Genomic DNA, 16,901 nt, shown 5'->3' with positions numbered 1-16,901 from the left:
GAAAACTTTACAGCTGGAATAATGAAGAAGACAAGTTAATCAATAACTAAGATTGATTTTTAATGAAATGCGGTTAATTCGATAGGATTGACCGCATTTTTTAGGCTCTTTTTTAGCATGAGGTAATCCAAAGAGTATAATCAGGTTGCGAATAACATCCACAGTTTGGTATTTTTTATTTTAAAAGGTAGACAATTTAAACTTCAAGTAATAAAATTAAAAAGATATACAAATATAATAAAGAAATAAGACTAAGTAAAATGGGAATAGTGAAAAACAAAAAGAAAGACAGAGGTAAGTTTGATGAAAATATATAATGGATATAAACGTTTACCAAGAAATTATACTCTTATGACAGATGAATATGAATTTACAATGGCGAACGGATATTATCAGAATGGAATGCAAAATCAGATTGCTGCATTTGATGTTTTCTTTAGAAAAGTGCCTAACAATGGCGGGTATGCTATTATGGCAGGATTAGATAAAGTAATAGAATACATTAAAGATTTCAGTTTTGGAGAACAGGAATTATCATATTTAGAAAGAAAAGGATATGGTAAGTCATTTGTAGAATATTTAAAAAATTTGAAATTCTCGGGTGATATATATGCAATACCTGATGGAACTCCTGTATTTCCAAATGAGCCTATAATAACGGTAAAAGCACCTATAATTGAAGCACAGATAATTGAAACTGCAATTTTATCTATGGTTAACGGAGCAATGGAACATGCAACAGGAGCAAGAAGAATAGTAGAAGCTACTCCTGATGATGTGACAATAATGGAATTTGGAGCTAGAAGAGCAGATGGTTGTGAAGCAGCAATAGATGCGTCAATATATGGAATTATGGCAGGATGTGATGGAACAAGTAATGATATTGCTGCGGATATGCTTAATATGAAAGGACTGGGAACTCAGGCACATAGTTGGATTGAGTCATATGACACTGAGTATGATGCATTTTTAGCATATGCAAAAGCTTATCCGGATAATTGCTTATTATTAGTTGATACAATTGATACTCTAAGAAGTGGCGTTCCAAATGCTATAAGAGTTGCAAAAGAGTATTTAGTTCCAAACGGTTATAGATTAAAAGGAATTAGAATTGACTCAGGAGATTTAGCTTATTTATCTAAGAAAGCAAGAAAAATGCTTGATGATGCAGGATTAGAAGATGCAGGAATATGCTTAAGCAATGGACTTACAGCTGAATCAATAGAATCATTAATTATACAGGGAGCAGAGTTCTCAAGTCTTGGTGTTGGCGATAACATTTCTAAACCTGAAGGAAGAATGGGATGCGTATATAAAGAAGTTGCATTAAAGAAAGATGGAAATTGGATTCCTAAAATAAAATTAAGTAATGATGTTTCAAAGACAATCAATCCTGATTTTAAAAAATTATATAGAGCATATGATAAAGAAACAGGATATGCAATTGCAGATATAATGGCAAGAAGAATAGAAAATGTATCAAGGGATAAAATAGTTATTGCTGATCCGGCCAATTTATTAAAACATACTACAATTACTAATTTTAAATTAGAAAAATTACAAAAAACAATATTTAAAAATGGTGAATTAGTGTATGACGATCCGGAAATTTTAGAAAAACAGAAGTATTGTAATGAACAAATGAAAAAAATTTATCCTGAAGTAAAGAGAACAAAAATGCCACATGAGTATTATGTTGACGGAACTGAAGAATATGTGGAATTTAAAAATGTTTTGATTGACGAAACAAAGAAAATAGCTAAAAATAAAATATAAAACTTAAAAAGTTGAATAGAAACTAAACTTTTTGCTTAATTTTTATTCAATTTTTTAGTTTATATGCAATAAAAATCAGTTTTGCATTTAATTTATGCAATAAAAATTGAACATATCACGTTTAATTAGTAGATAATAGAGTATGAGATGATACTAATTACGGGGTGAATAAAAAGGGGATATAATAAGGTAATATTTATGCAAAGTGAAAATAATAAAATAGATGAAGGATTATTTGCAAAAATAGCAGATGGTGATAATGAATCTTTTGCACAATTATATTATGCATCGTATAAACAATTGTATGGGTTTTTATTATCGCTTACGAGAAACAAAGAAGATGCAGAAGATATGCTGCAAAATACATATATAAAAGTGCGTAATGGAAGTCATTTATACACAAAACAAGGTACACCTATGGGGTGGATGTGTCGTGTCGCAAAAAATGTATATCTCGACCACATAAGAAAATATGGAAAAATTACAAAAGTTGATTTTGATTTGGTGGAGAATTATGTGACAGATAATGAAAATAATGTTAGTGAACAACGAATTTTATTAGAACAGGCACTTGCGTCATTAAAAAAAGAAGAAAGAACGATTGTAATTATGTACATATATATGGGGATGAAACATAGAGAAATTGCTGAAATTACAGGATTACCGCTATCAACTGTATTATCTAAATATAACAGAGCATTAAAAAAAATGAAGAGTAAAATTGAAGCATAGGAGGCATATGATGAAAGAAAAGGATATAAAAGAAATTTTAGATGACAAATTTGAATCAATGGCTCCGGATTTAGTTAATAAAATTTGTGAAAATAAAATAGAAAAAATAAAAGACGAGTCTGAACTTTTTGGTAATGATGAGCCGTTATTTAGAAAGAATAATAAAGTTATATTTGGTGGTATTGTTACTGCTATGGTGGCGTGTATTATGATTGTTATAATGGTATTTTCTCCAAAACAGCAGTTTAAGGAGGAAAAATATGCTTTTTCCATAATTGTAGATGTTAATCCAAGTATTACGGTACAATTTAATAAGGAAGGATGCGTTGAAAAAATTGTAGCAGGAAACAAAGATGCAAAGTTAATTGTAAAAAAATTGAGAAACAAATTGAATGAAAAATCTAAATGCGAAGATGTAATGAATGGAATTATAAAAGAAATATCGAATGAAGGATATTTGAAAAAAAATAAGAATTCTATGCTTGTAACAGTTGTGTCAGATAATGCAAAGACAAGAAAAGAAGTACTAAATTCAGTTCAATATAATACTGAAAAATACGAAATTGATAAGGGAAAGAAATTTAAAACAATTTATCAGGATATAAAAGTAGATAAAAAGGTTGAAAAAGTTGCAAAGAAAAATAATGTTTCACTAGGAAAAGCTGCATTGTGTATAAAATTGGCAGAAGCAGGAAAGGAAGATTATAATAAACTATGTAGGAAAAGTATTAATACCCTGGCAGGAGAAGTTGAAAAAAAGGGTGTGGCAAATGACGATGATGAGCTAATATTGAATATAGAACCAGAAATAGTTGAAGAAGAGATTTCTGAACCTTTTACTGAAGAAGAAATCACAGAAACGATAAGTGAAACAGAAAGTCAGGAAACGACTTCTGAATATGAAAGTGAAGTAACGACAGAAGAAACCAGTGAAGTAGAAAATACACAGGAAATTGAAACTACACAAAGTCAGGAAATACAAACAACTCTTGAGAGCGAAACAAAACAAGGTGTAGTTAAGTAAATAGTTAGTTGATAACTTTACTCCCTTGAATAATGTCCATATCAGATAAATATTTATTGAGAGTATTTAAAACTAATTTTTTATTTCCGCTCCATAAAGGCTCTATTAATAAAGATTTTGGACCATCTCCGGTTAATCTATGAATAACAATGTTTGAAGGAATGTGCTCAAGACATTTGCCTATCAGGGAAACATATTCATCCATAGTGAAAACATGAAAAGGATTTCGCATATAAATATCTGCAAGAGTAGTGTTTTTTAATATGTGGAGTAATTGAAGCTTAATGCCTTGAATATGTAAGGAGCAAACATAATCAACTGATTGTAATATGTCTTCTATAGATTCTCCGGGAAGTCCTAATATTAAATGTACTATAATATCTATATTAGCTTGATTGAGACGTGTTACAGCGTTATTAAAACAATCCAAATTATAACCGCGATTAATGAATTCTGCAGTTTTTTCGTGAATTGTCTGTAATCCAAGTTCAATCCAGACAGGTTTAATTGAATTTAATTCATTTAAAAGTGCAATTACTTCGTCAGGCAAACAGTCAGGTCGGGTCCCAATTGACAAAGCAACAATATCAGGATGATTTATTGCTTCTGTAAATATTTTTCTTAAATATTCAACAGAACCATATGTATTTGTAAATGATTGAAAATAGGCTATGTATTTACCTGATGATATTTTCTTTGAAACTTTTTCTTTTGCTTCCTCAATTTGGGCAGTTATTGAATATGAAGGATTGCTGGCAAAGTCACCTGAACCACCTTCACTACAAAAAATACAACCACCCGTACTAATATTACCATCTCTGTTAGGACATGAAAGGCCGGAACTTATAGACAATTTATATACTTTACATCCAAATTTATTTCTTAAATAAGCATTTAAAGAGTTGTAATACATTGCGAATACTCCTTTATAAATTAGTAAAATGATAAAAGTGACAATATTGAAATTGTCAGCATAAATAATAGTATAAAGTTTATGCCAGGGGCAAAAGGTTTAAGGCCACATGAGCTTGCTAATGAGTGGGTGAAAGACCTTTTTGATTCCAACATAAAGTTATAAACTATTATACTAAACACACTTTGTTGTTTCACGCTTTTTTGTTTTGACATAATAATATATCTTATCATAAAAAGTAGCAAAAATAAAATATACATACAGGTGAAATAAGATGTAAAAATAACCAAAAAAGGAGACGTTATATTGGCTATATTTGTCCGTGGAAAAACAAGCTTAGTCATAGAAAAACAAAGGAAAAAATGATATAATTTTATATAAATAAAGGAATCGGATTTTAGAAAGGAGGAATTCATTATGGAATTTTATGAAAACAAAAAAGGAATGGTGATTTTCTTCGGATATTTAGCTGTTATGTGCTTTTTATTATGGTGTTTTATGATGGCAGTGTAATTTGATTTCATAAGGTCAAAGTCACGTAAACGAAAAAACTCATCTTACATGAAGAGTAATGCATGTGAATATGCAAATAATCATGTAAGATGAGTTTTGTTGTTATATACAAAAAAGTCATGTGTATAACAAGAGAAAAGCGGAGCGAGTGGGATTCGAACCCACGTGCCCAAGTAAATGGACAAACTGATTTCGAGTCAGTCTCGTTATGGCCTCTTCGATACCGCTCCAAAAAGCAACAAGAAATTTATAACATATTTTAAAGAAGAATGCAACAAAACGGAAAAAGAAGAACACTATATATTTGAAGGGTAAAGTGTACACAACCTGGAAAACACTATTGTTTATTCAGGAATAAATTATGGAGAAAACAATATGGATTATGAAATCAATGATGTAGAAAAAGCAAAGGTGGGAAATAAGACTGCATTTGAAAATCTGTATTCAGCAGTATATAGAGATTTGTACAAATTTGCATTTTACACAATAGGAAACAGTGAACAGGCTAAAGATGCAGTAAGTGAAACATTTTTAGATGCTTATAAAGGAATTGGAAAACTAAAAAACACAGATAAATTTGATATTTGGATTATAAAAATATTATCAGGCAAATGTAAAAGACAAATGCGGGAAAAATATGATAAAGTAACAATTCAAAATCCTAAAGTTATCCAATTTGATGAATTAACAGGTGTTGAAGGAAAAACAGATAATAAAGAAGAAAAAATCGACTTGGAAATGGCTATGAGCATATTGAATAAAACAGACAGAATGATTGTGACATTATGCATTATAGAAGGATATAAAAGTGAAGAAGTCGGAAAAATATTACATATTAAATCATCAACCATAAGATCTAAATTGAATAGAAGTTTAAACAAATTGAAAAAATATTTGGAGGATTAGGAATGGATAAGAAAGATTTTTTTGAGGATGTAAATAAAGAAAATAAAAAAATTGCAAGTTTTATAAAAGAAGAATCTGATAAAACAATAATTCCTGACAAAATGAACAGTGAAGAATTAAACGGATTATTAAACAAAAGTAATGAAAGAAAAAAACAGGGGAAAATACTTAAAATTGGAACAATTGCCGCATGCCTTGCGTTAATTGTTGGAGTATTTAATGTTACATACAATTATATAACTAACGATAATAATAGTGGAACGTTCAATGTAGTTGTAAATGAAAAGAATAATGAGAGCAAATCAGACAATAATGAAAGTTATTCGGATATATATGATAAACTTAAAAATTTACAAATTGCAAATAATGCAATTTACTATGGAATGAAAGAAAGAAACGGACTTAAAACTGCAAAATCTGAAAGTACTAATGTAGCAGATTCTTCAGCATCATCACAATCTAAATCTTACAATACAAATGTACAGACGCAAGGCGTAGATGAAGCAGATATCGTAAAGACGAATGGCAAGAATATATTTCTTCTTAATCAAAGCAAGAGTAAAGTTTTAATATGCAATGCTGATGGAGAAAATACTAAACAGGTTGGAGCAATAAACTTATCATCAGGAAAAAATAAAAATAAATATGAGTATCAGGAAATGTACGTTAATGATAATAGACTCGTAGTTTTTGCAAGTAAATATAGTTCTTCAACCGGAAAAATGGGATGTTATGATATAGCAATTTATTCGGGAAATACAGAAATATTGATTTACGATATAACAGATATTGAAAATGTTAAATTAGCATCAACTTTGAAGATAGAAGGCAATTATAATTCTTCAAGATTAGTTGGAAATATTTTATATACTGTTACAAATAAACCAATAGACAATATTTCAATAGACAATTGCGTACCATATGTTCAAAATAAAAAAATGGCAGCTTCGGATATTTATATTCCTGAAAATAGTGATGGTAGTGATTATGTTATTGTTACATCAGTTAATATTTTAAAACCCGACAAAATAATGGGAACAAAGGCTATAGCTGTCGGAAATACTAATGTTTATATGAGTGAGGACAATTTGTATTTATGCATATCAAAAAGCAGTGAGGAAGATATTTCTGACACAAAGGAAGGAAAAAAATATATAAGCAAAATAGATATAAAAGATAAAGATGTAAAAATAAGAAAGGAATATAAAAAATATCTTAAAAAAGCATATCCGGATATTAATTTTAATGAAGTATATGCAAAAGAAAAAGTTGTTTATGTACGTGAAAAAAGCAATACCGAAATAATAAAAATACAATGCAAAGATGGAAATTTGAAAATAATTGCAGATGGAGTTGTAGATGGAACAATAGATGACAATTTATCTGTTGATGAATATAAAGGGCATATTAGAATGGTTACAACCGTTAATGATTATAAAAATCTTGTTAGTAGAATTGTTGTTTATAATAAACAGGATGAAGTAATCGGATACGAAGACATATATAATGAAAAAGTTTTAGAAAATGATTTCTATAAAAATGATATGCACAATAATCTGTATGTTTTAGATTCAGGCATGAAAGTTGTTTCAAAAACAGAAGGATTAGCTGAAAATGAAGAAATTTATTCAGCAAGATTTATGGGCGATTATGGATATTTTGTTACATATAGAAATACAGACCCTCTTTTTGCAGTTGATTTTTCTGATATAGAAAATCCAAGTATTATTGGAAAATTAAAAATTTCCGGATACTCAGATTATTTGCATTTCTATGGAGAAGATAGTTTATTAGGATTAGGAATGAATACAGAAAATGAAAATAATCAGGAAATAAAACTTGATATGTATAATATTAAAAATGGAAAAGCTGAATTAGAATCCAGAAAGGTGATAAGTGGAACTGAATATTCAGAAGCGTTATATAATTATAAAGCGGTTATGGTATCTTATGAGAAAAATATAATCGGATTCATGGCTGAAGAATATAAAAATGGTAATATAGAAAATTATTATTATATATTTGGATATGATAAAGAAAATGAAAAATTTGTAAGAAGAGCAAAAATAAAAATGTCCGGAAATATATATTCTTCTAGAGGATTATATATAGACGATAATTTGTACGTTATTGGATTTGATGGAAATGTAATAGTTCTCGATATGGATAATTATAATGAATTGTTAAGATTTAAAATGAAATAAATAATTATCATCAATTGACGCTGATTGAATTTTGTTATAAAATAGTGCATTAGAATAAAAGCGTATTCAATTAAGGAGGAATCTGAACATGGGAATGACTATGACTCAGAAAATTCTTGCAGCACATGCGGGATTAGATAAAGTCGAAGCAGGACAGTTGATTGAAGCCAATTTAGATTTGGTTTTAGGTAATGATGTAACAGCTCCTGTAGCGATTGGCGAAATGAAAAAAATGAATGTTGATTGTGTGTTTTGCAAAGATAAAATTGCATTAGTACCAGATCATTTTACACCAAATAAAGATATTAAATCAGCAGAATTATATAAATGCGTTAAAGATTTTGCAGAAGAAAACGAAATTACTAATTACTTTGAAACAGGAAGAGTTGGAATTGAACATGCATTACTTCCTGAAAAAGGGTTAGTTGTTGCCGGAGACGTAGTTATTGGTGCAGATTCACATACATGTACATATGGAGCCCTTGGAGCTTTCTCAACAGGTGTAGGAAGTACTGATATGGCAGCAGGTATGGCTACAGGTCAGGCTTGGTTTAAAGTTCCATCAGCTATTAAATTTAATCTTACAGGTAAACCGGCTAAATGGGTAAGTGGAAAAGATATTATTTTACATATAATTGGTTTAATCGGTGTTGACGGTGCATTATACCGCTCAATGGAATTTGTTGGAGATGGAATTAAATACTTATCTATGGATGACAGATTCGCTATGACAAATATGGCAATCGAAGCAGGTGGAAAGAATGGTATTTTCCCTGTAGATGATTTGGCTATTCAGTATATGAAGGAACATTCTACTAAAGAATTTACAGTATATGAAGCAGATGAGGATGCTGAATATGATGAGGAATACACTATTGACTTAAGTAAATTAAGACCGACAGTTGCATTTCCACATCTTCCTGAAAATACAAGAACAATTGACGAAGTTGGCGAAGTTAAGATTGATCAGGTTGTTATTGGTTCATGTACAAACGGAAGAATTGAAGATATGAGAATTGCTGCCAAAGTATTAGAAGGCAGAGAAGTTAAAAAAGGTGTAAGAGCCATAATTTTCCCAGCAACTCAGGCAGTATATTTACAGGCAATTGAAGAAGGCTTAATTCAGACTTTCATTAAAGCCGGATGCGCAGTAAGCACACCAACATGTGGCCCTTGTCTTGGAGGACATATGGGTATTCTTGCAAAGGGAGAAAGAGCAATAGCTACAACAAACAGAAACTTTGTAGGACGTATGGGAGACCCTGAATCAGAAGTTTACCTTTCAAGCCCTGCAGTAGCAGCAGCAAGTGCAGTTACAGGTAAGATTTCAGGACCGGAAGAATTAGGACTATAGGAGGCAGAAATGGAAGCTAAAGGAAGAGTATTTAAATATGGCGATAATGTTGATACAGATGTAATTATTCCAGCAAGATACTTAAATGTTCCTGATGCAAAGGAACTTGCAAAGCATTGTATGGAAGATATAGACGTTGATTTTGTAAAAAATGTCAAAGAAGGCGATATTATAGTAGCTGATAAGAACTTTGGATGTGGTTCATCAAGAGAACATGCACCAATAGCAATTAAGGCATCGGGTGTAAGTTGTGTTATAGCTGAAACATTTGCCAGAATTTTTTATAGAAATGCAATAAATATTGGTTTACCAATTATTGAATGCCCGGAAGCTGCTAAAGGCATTGAGGCAGGAGACGTGGTAAGAGTTAATTTTGATACAGGTATGATTTACAATGAAACAAAAGGAACTGAATTTAAAGGTCAGGCATTCCCGGAGTTTATGCAGAAAATCATTAAAGCAGAAGGTTTAATAAACTATATAAATAACAAATAAGGTTATCAGTAGGAGGAAAAGATGGAAGTATTATACAGAAGTACCCGTGGACAAGGTGGAGAAGTAAAGGCATCACAGGCTATTTTAAAAGGATTAGCAGATGATGGAGGATTATTTGTACCTACAACTATTCCGAAGTTAGAAGTATCTGTAAATGAATTGTCAAAAATGACATATCAGGAAGTTGCATATGAAGTTATGAAATTATACTTTACAGACTTTACAGAGGAAGAATTAAAGAATTGTATTAATAAAGCATATGATTCTAAATTTGATACAGAAGAAATTGCTCCATTAGCAGAAGTTGATGGCGCATACTATTTGGAACTTTTCCATGGCGCAACAATAGCATTTAAGGATATGGCATTGTCAATACTTCCACATTTACTTACAACATCAGCTAAAAAGAATGATGTTAAAAACGAAATTGTTATTTTGACAGCTACATCAGGTGATACAGGTAAGGCTGCTTTGGCAGGATTTGCAGATGTTAAAGGAACAAGAATTGTAGTATTTTATCCACATGGTGGAGTAAGCCCTATTCAGGAAAAACAGATGGTTACACAGAAAGGTGATAACACATTTGTTGTAGCAATAAATGGAAACTTTGACCAGGCACAGAGTGGAGTTAAAGCTATATTTGGAAATAAAGAACTTGCAAAAGAAATGGATGAAAAAGGATTCCAGTTCTCATCAGCAAACTCAATTAATATTGGACGTCTTATCCCACAGGTTGCTTATTATGTATATGCATATGCAAAATTATTTGCAGAAGGAAAAGTTGCTAAGGATGAAAAAATTAATGTTGTAGTTCCAACAGGTAACTTTGGTAACATTTTAGCAGCTTACTATGCAAAGAATATGGGACTTCCGATTGATAAATTAGTATGTGCTTCAAATGATAATAAAGTACTTTATGATTTCTTTGAAACAGGATGCTATGATAGAAACAGAGAGTTTATTTTAACAAACTCACCATCTATGGATATTTTGATTTCAAGTAATCTTGAAAGATTAATTTATAAAATTGCTGAAAATGATTCAGAAAAGAATGCTGAATTAATGGCAGAACTTGCAAAAGACGGAAAATATACTATTACTGATTCAATGAGAAAGCAACTTGCTGATTTTTATGGAAATTATGCTACTGAAGCTGAAACAACAGAAGAAATTAAACGAGTATATGACAAGACAGGATATATTATGGACACTCATACTGCAGTTGCTTCATGTGTATATGGTAAGTACAAGAAAGATACAAATGATGATAAGGTAACTGTTATTGCAAGTACAGCAAGCCCATTCAAATTTACAAGAAGTGTTATGAATGCAATTAATCCTGCATATGATAAGCTTGGCGATTTTGAATTAGTTGATGAATTAAGCAAGATTGGAAATGTTAAAGTTCCAAATGCAATTGAAGAAATCAGAAACGCAGAAATCCGTCATAATAACTTATGCAATGTAGATGAAATGGAATCTGTTGTAAAGAAATTTTTAAATATGTAAAGAGAGCATAATTGTGTAAACATGTAGTGCACAAGAGTTTGTGAAGTATTATTTTATTTCTCAGATATATATTTAAAAATTTGAAATATGAAGTTAAATAATATAAATATATTGTAAGCGAAGGTAATACCGTAAATTACAAATACAAAGGTCTTTTTGTTGATGATGTTTAATGACAAAAAGACCTTTGTATCTATTTAAAAGGTAGAAAACTTTTGTAATATGGAGAGAATAAATGAACAATTTTTTTGGTATGCTTGCCCGAATGAAATATATAAACAGATGGGGGCTTATGCGAAATACAATTCAGGAAAATATAGCAGAACATAGTTTAGATGTGGCTGTTATTTCCCATGCTTTAGCTACTATAGGAAATATCTATTTTAATAAACAAAATGATGCAGAACACATAGCGGTTTTAGCGATGTTTCATGATACATCCGAAATTATTACGGGAGATTTGCCTACACCTATAAAATATTATGCACCTGAAATAAGAGATTCTTATAAAAAGGTAGAGGAAGTGGCTACTAATCAGCTTATAAATGAATTGCCGGAAGAAATGAGAAAGGTTTACAGAACTATCTTAAAAGAAGAACAAAATGAAGAGTGGAAATATGTAAAGGCTGCAGATAGATTATCAGCATATATAAAGTGCATAGAAGAGTCAAAAATGGGAAATACAGATTTTGTTAATGCACAAAATTCAATTAAAAAGAGTATAGACGAAATGAAGATGCCGGAGATTGCTTTTTTTATTGAAAAATTTCTTCCATCATACAGTATTACATTAGACGAGATAAATTAATTACCGGACAAGGCAGGAGTGTTAATGGGAAAATCACTATTTATAGCAGAAAAACCAAGTGTTGCTGCTGAATTTGCAAAAGCATTAAAAGAGAATACAAAACGTGGTGACGGATATTTAGAAAGTGAAAATGCCGTAGTAACATGGTGTGTGGGTCATTTGGTTACTATGAGCTATCCGGAATGTTACGATGAAAAATTGAAAAAATGGAATATTCAGGATTTGCCTTTTATTCCGGAAGGAGAATGGAAATATGAAGTAATTCCTGGAGTAAAAAAGCAGTTTAATATTGTAAAAGGTCTTTTGAACAGAGAAGATGTAGAGACGATATATGTTTGTACTGACTCAGGAAGAGAAGGAGAATATATATACAGACTGGTGGCTCAGGAAGCAGGAGTACATGATAAAGTACAAAAACGTGTATGGATTGACTCTCAGACTGAAGAAGAAATTTTAAGAGGAATTAGGGAAGCAAAAGATATATCTGAATATGATAATTTGTCTGACGCGGCTTATTTAAGAGCGAAGGAAGATTATTTAATGGGAATTAATTTCTCTAGATTATTAACTCTTAGATATGGAAATTCAATTGCAAGATTCTTAAATAAAAAATACACAGTGATTTCTGTAGGTCGGGTTATGACGTGCGTATTAGGAATGATATGCAATAGAGAACGGGAAATAAGAAATTTTGTAAAAACACCATTTTACAGAGTAAATGGTAAATTGCAGATTGAAGATTACAAAGTAGATGCAGAATGGAAGGCAGTTGAAAATACAAAATATTTTGAAACACCATTTTTATATAAGGAAAATGGTTTTAAAGAAAGAAAGACGGCAGAAGAATTAATTGAGGCAATAAATGTTTCACAGCCGGTCGAATTAATGGTTAAGTCAATTACTAAAAAAGATGAAAAAAAGCAACCTCCATTGTTATTTAATCTTGCAGAACTTCAGAATGATTGTTCTAGATTATTTAAGATAAATCCTGATGAAACATTGAATGTAGTTCAGGAACTATATGAAAAGAAACTGGTAACTTATCCAAGAACTGATGCACGAGTTTTATCTACTGCGGTATCAAAAGAGATTTATAAGAATATAAATGGATTAAGAGGATTTACTCCGGTAAAAGGATTTGCTGAAAATATTTTAAAAGCAGGTTCTTACAAAGGGTTAGAAAAAACTAAATATGTAGATGATAAGAAGATAACAGACCATTATGCAATAATTCCTACAGGACAGGGATTAAATGGCTTAAATAGTTTAAAACCGGTTGCACAGAAAGTATACGTGCTTATTGTAAGAAGATTTTTAAGTATTTTTTATCCGCCGGCTATATACAAAAAAGCATCATTGATAGGAAATGTTAAATCTGTTTTCAAAGATGGTAGTGAAACAATGGAACAATTTGGAAGCAATTTTAAAATATTAGTTCAGAAAGGTTATTTTGAAATTGCAGGCGTTCCGGGCGAAAAGAAAAGCTCAAAAGATAAGCAGGAAAATGATGCTGAAAATCAGGATGGCACTAATGATAGTGAAAATCAGGAGTTAACACTAGACAGCAAATTTTTTGAATTGTTGAAAAATATAAAGAAAAATGATAAAATTTCAATGGTAGGTCTGGATATTAAAGAAGGTGAAACAAAACCACCAAAAAGATATAATTCAGGTTCTTTAATTCTTGCAATGGAGAACGCAGGTCAGCTTATAGAGGACGAGGATTTAAGAGCTCAGATAAAAGGAAGTGGAATTGGTACAAGTGCTACCAGAGCCGGAATAATAACCAAACTACAAAAAAATGAATACATTAAGTTAAATAGTAAAACACAGATTGTGACACCAATGCAATTAGGAGAAATGGTTTATGGCGTAGTTTATATGTCAATAAGATCTCTTCTTAACCCTGAATTGACAGCAAGTTGGGAATTAGGTCTTACCAAGGTTGCAGAGGGTGAAATAACAGCTGATGAATATATGAAGAAATTAGATGATTTTATAAGAGGTAGAACAGATAATGTTCTAAGAATCAACAATGCTAATCAGATGGTGAATTACTATAATTATGTGGCACAATTTTACAGGAGGAACAAATAATGTGTGGAATAGTAGGATATGTGGGCAGTAAAGACTGCGCTGATGTATTAATAGACTCATTAAGTAAACTTGAGTATAGAGGATATGATTCAGCAGGAATAGCAGTATTTGAAAAAGGTGAAATATCTGTATGTAAGGCAAAAGGAGAATTAAAGAACCTTACAGAAAAAATGAAAAAAGAACATAAACCATATGGACATTGTGGTATTGGACATACAAGATGGGCAACACATGGTGAACCATCAGACATTAACTCTCATCCACATGGAAATAAGAGAGTATCAATTGTACACAATGGGATTATAGAAAATTATAAAGAAATTAAAGATTTCCTAATTGATAAAGGATATACATTTGTAAGTGAAACAGATACAGAAACAGTTGCAAAATTATTAGATTACTATTATGAAGGTGATCCTATAGATGCAATAATTAAGACATTAAAAGATGTTACAGGTGCATATGCATTGGGAATTATTTTTAAAGATTTTCCTGATACAATTTATGCAGTAAGAAAAGACAGCCCGTTAATTATTGGAAAAGGTGAAGAAGAAAACTTTATCGCCAGCGATGTACCTGCAATCTTAAAATATACAAGAAATTATTATCTTCTTGAATATGGTGAGATTGCAACAATTAAGTCAGATAGAATTGAATTTTGTGATTTTCATAAGCAGAATATTAAGAAAGAAATTCAGGTTTCAGAACTTGATATGGATGCGGCTGAAAAGGGTGGATATGAACATTTCATGTTAAAAGAAATACATGAACAGCCAACAGCAGTAAATACAACAATTGCACCAAGAATTGTGAATGGTATGCCTGATTTATCAGAATGTGGACTTACACCTGAAAAATTAAAATCATATCATAAGTTATTTATTGTTGCATGTGGTACAGCAATGCATGCAGGAATGGTTGGAAAGTATGTAATTGAAAAATTAGCAAGAACAGAAGTCACAGTTGATATTGCATCAGAATTTAGATATAGAGACCCTATAATTGGAAAAGATGATTTGATGGTTGTTGTATCACAGTCAGGTGAAACGGCAGATACTAAGGCAGCATTGCAGTTAGCACATGAAAGAGGCGCAGAAGTACTTTCAATTGTTAATGTTAAGGGCTCTTCAATTGCAAGAGAATCAGATATGGTTCTTTATACTCATGCAGGTCCTGAAATCTCAGTAGCATCAACAAAAGCTTTCTCAGTACAGATGTCTGTTATGTATTTAATAGCATTTGAAATGGCATATGCTAAAGGATGTATAGACGAAGCAGAGTGTAAGAGACTTACAGAAGAGTTAAAGAATATTCCTGAAGTTTTAGAAAAAACAATGCAGGCTGAGAGTAAATGTAAATATATTGCCAGCAAGTTAATAACAGCGTCAAGCTTATTATATATTGGTAGAGGGCTTGATTATGCACTTAGTATGGAAGGCTCACTTAAGTTGAAAGAGATTTCATACATTCATTCTGAAAGTTATGCTGCAGGCGAATTAAAACACGGAACAATTTCTCTTATTACAGATGGTATGCCGGTAATAGCAGTTGCTACACAGAGTCACTTACTTGAAAAAACAGTAAGCAATATTGTTGAAGTTAAATCAAGAGGGGCAATGACAATTACTGTTTGTAAGGAAGGAGAGCAGTTTGCAGAAGGTGTAAATGATTATATAGTAGAAGTACCTGAATTAGAAGATGTATTAATGCCAATGGTAACAGTTATTCCGTTACAGATGATAGCTTATTATACTTCTGTATTAAAAGGATTAAATGTAGATAAACCAAGAAATCTTGCAAAATCAGTTACAGTAGAATAAGATCATATCGAAAAACTGTTACTTATATTAGTAACAGTTTTTCTTTAAATAGTGAAAGAAAAATAATTCACAAAGAGAGGTGCTAGAATGTACAAAATAAAAGATTTATATGATTTAAACGAAACAATTGCAGCTAAATTATTTGATGGGGTAGAATATCCATGGGAAGTATTAGCTAATATAGGTGATTTTATAATTGAATTAGGTAAGACTTTGCCGAAAGATAAATTTGACCATCCACAGGAAGATATATGGATTGCTAAAGATGTAACAATAGCAAAAACAGCAACATTAAACGGACCATTGATAATTGATGAAGGTACAGAAGTAAGACCTGGGGCATTTATCCGTGGAAAAGTTATTGTTGGAAAAGATTGTGTTGTTGGTAATTCTACAGAATTAAAAAATGTTGTATTATTCAATACTGTTCAGGTCCCACACTATAATTATGTTGGAGATAGTATTTTAGGAACGCATTCGCATATGGGAGCCGGATCAATTACTTCAAATGTAAAATCAGACAAAACATTAGTTGTGGTTAAAGATGGAGAAGAAAAGATTGAAACAGGTTTAAAGAAATTTGGAGCAATGCTTGGAGATTACGTAGAAGTAGGATGTGGTTCAGTCCTAAATCCGGGAACAGTCATTGGAAGAAATGTAAATATCTATCCTTTATCAAGTGTTAGAGGCGTAGTTAAAGCCAATTCAATCTACAAAAAGCAGGGAGAAATAGTAGAAAAAAGATAAGGT

13 protein-coding genes and 1 tRNA gene are annotated in these 16,901 nt (G+C 31.1%); 12 read left to right on the top strand and 2 right to left on the bottom strand.

Annotated features, from left to right (window positions below; translation table 11 throughout):
* Nucleotides 1–303 precede the first annotated feature (303 nt).
* The 3 genes from DWX29_RS03225 (at nt 304) to DWX29_RS03215 (ending at nt 3,532) form a co-directional block, all read left to right on the top strand.
* Entirely contained in the window at nt 304–1,776 is a 1,473-nt protein-coding gene (locus DWX29_RS03225; RefSeq protein ID WP_118565158.1) for a nicotinate phosphoribosyltransferase, read from the top strand.
* Between the two features lie 198 nt (nt 1,777–1,974).
* Nucleotides 1,975–2,508, top strand: a complete 534-nt coding sequence (locus DWX29_RS03220; protein ID WP_022089064.1) for an RNA polymerase sigma factor — start codon at nt 1,975–1,977, stop codon at nt 2,506–2,508.
* 10 nt (nt 2,509–2,518) lie between these two features.
* The gene (locus tag DWX29_RS03215) at nt 2,519–3,532 is read left to right on the top strand and encodes a hypothetical protein (protein WP_118565157.1); all 1,014 of its coding nucleotides are present in this window, start codon (nt 2,519–2,521) and stop codon (nt 3,530–3,532) included.
* Between the two features lie 4 nt (nt 3,533–3,536).
* On the opposite strand, the gene DWX29_RS03210 is transcribed toward DWX29_RS03215, so the two are convergent.
* Entirely contained in the window at nt 3,537–4,445 is a 909-nt protein-coding gene (locus tag DWX29_RS03210) for a TIGR01212 family radical SAM protein (RefSeq protein WP_118565156.1), read from the bottom strand.
* Between the two features lie 653 nt (nt 4,446–5,098).
* A tRNA-Ser gene (locus tag DWX29_RS03205) sits at nt 5,099–5,188 on the bottom strand.
* A gap of 145 nt (nt 5,189–5,333) precedes the next feature.
* Here DWX29_RS03205 and DWX29_RS03200 point away from each other — a divergent pair.
* The 9 genes from DWX29_RS03200 (at nt 5,334) to DWX29_RS03160 (ending at nt 16,898) form a co-directional block, all read left to right on the top strand.
* Nucleotides 5,334–5,864 (top strand): sigma-70 family RNA polymerase sigma factor, encoded by a 531-nt coding sequence (locus DWX29_RS03200; protein ID WP_118565155.1) that lies wholly within the window; start codon nt 5,334–5,336, stop codon nt 5,862–5,864.
* Nucleotides 5,865–5,866: 2 nt separating this feature from the next.
* Complete coding sequence (locus DWX29_RS03195; protein WP_118565154.1) at nt 5,867–8,068, top strand: beta-propeller domain-containing protein; 2,202 nt, start codon at nt 5,867–5,869, stop codon at nt 8,066–8,068.
* Nucleotides 8,069–8,156: 88 nt separating this feature from the next.
* Nucleotides 8,157–9,422: a 3-isopropylmalate dehydratase large subunit gene (gene leuC, locus DWX29_RS03190; RefSeq protein WP_022089070.1), complete on the top strand. Its 1,266-nt coding sequence runs from the start codon at nt 8,157–8,159 to the stop codon at nt 9,420–9,422.
* 9 nt (nt 9,423–9,431) lie between these two features.
* Nucleotides 9,432–9,917: a 3-isopropylmalate dehydratase small subunit gene (gene leuD / locus DWX29_RS03185; protein WP_022089071.1), complete on the top strand. Its 486-nt coding sequence runs from the start codon at nt 9,432–9,434 to the stop codon at nt 9,915–9,917.
* A 21-nt stretch (nt 9,918–9,938) separates the two neighbouring features.
* A complete protein-coding gene (thrC, locus tag DWX29_RS03180) occupies nt 9,939–11,426 on the top strand; it encodes a threonine synthase (RefSeq protein ID WP_117910160.1) in 1,488 nt (495 codons plus the stop codon).
* Nucleotides 11,427–11,661: 235 nt separating this feature from the next.
* On the top strand, nt 11,662–12,234 hold the full coding sequence (gene yfbR, locus DWX29_RS03175) for a 5'-deoxynucleotidase (protein ID WP_022089073.1): 573 nt from the start codon (nt 11,662–11,664) through the stop codon (nt 12,232–12,234).
* A gap of 24 nt (nt 12,235–12,258) precedes the next feature.
* Nucleotides 12,259–14,331 carry a DNA topoisomerase gene (locus DWX29_RS03170; RefSeq protein ID WP_022089074.1) on the top strand — a complete coding sequence of 691 codons (2,073 nt, stop codon included), beginning with the start codon at nt 12,259–12,261 and terminating at the stop codon, nt 14,329–14,331.
* Nucleotides 14,331–16,151 (top strand): glutamine--fructose-6-phosphate transaminase (isomerizing), encoded by a 1,821-nt coding sequence (gene glmS, locus DWX29_RS03165; protein ID WP_022089075.1) that lies wholly within the window; start codon nt 14,331–14,333, stop codon nt 16,149–16,151. Before DWX29_RS03170 ends, glmS begins: the two co-directional genes overlap by 1 nt.
* A gap of 87 nt (nt 16,152–16,238) precedes the next feature.
* Nucleotides 16,239–16,898 carry a transferase gene (locus tag DWX29_RS03160; protein ID WP_022089076.1) on the top strand — a complete coding sequence of 220 codons (660 nt, stop codon included), beginning with the start codon at nt 16,239–16,241 and terminating at the stop codon, nt 16,896–16,898.
* Nucleotides 16,899–16,901: the final 3 nt, after the last annotated feature.

The organism is Eubacterium sp. AF19-12LB (genome assembly GCF_003479125.1).
In the GTDB taxonomy this organism is placed as follows: Bacteria; Bacillota; Clostridia; order Lachnospirales; family Lachnospiraceae; genus Eubacterium_U; species Eubacterium_U album.
Note: the sequence above shows the minus strand (reverse complement) of the source record. Positions and strands in the feature narration are given on the sequence as shown.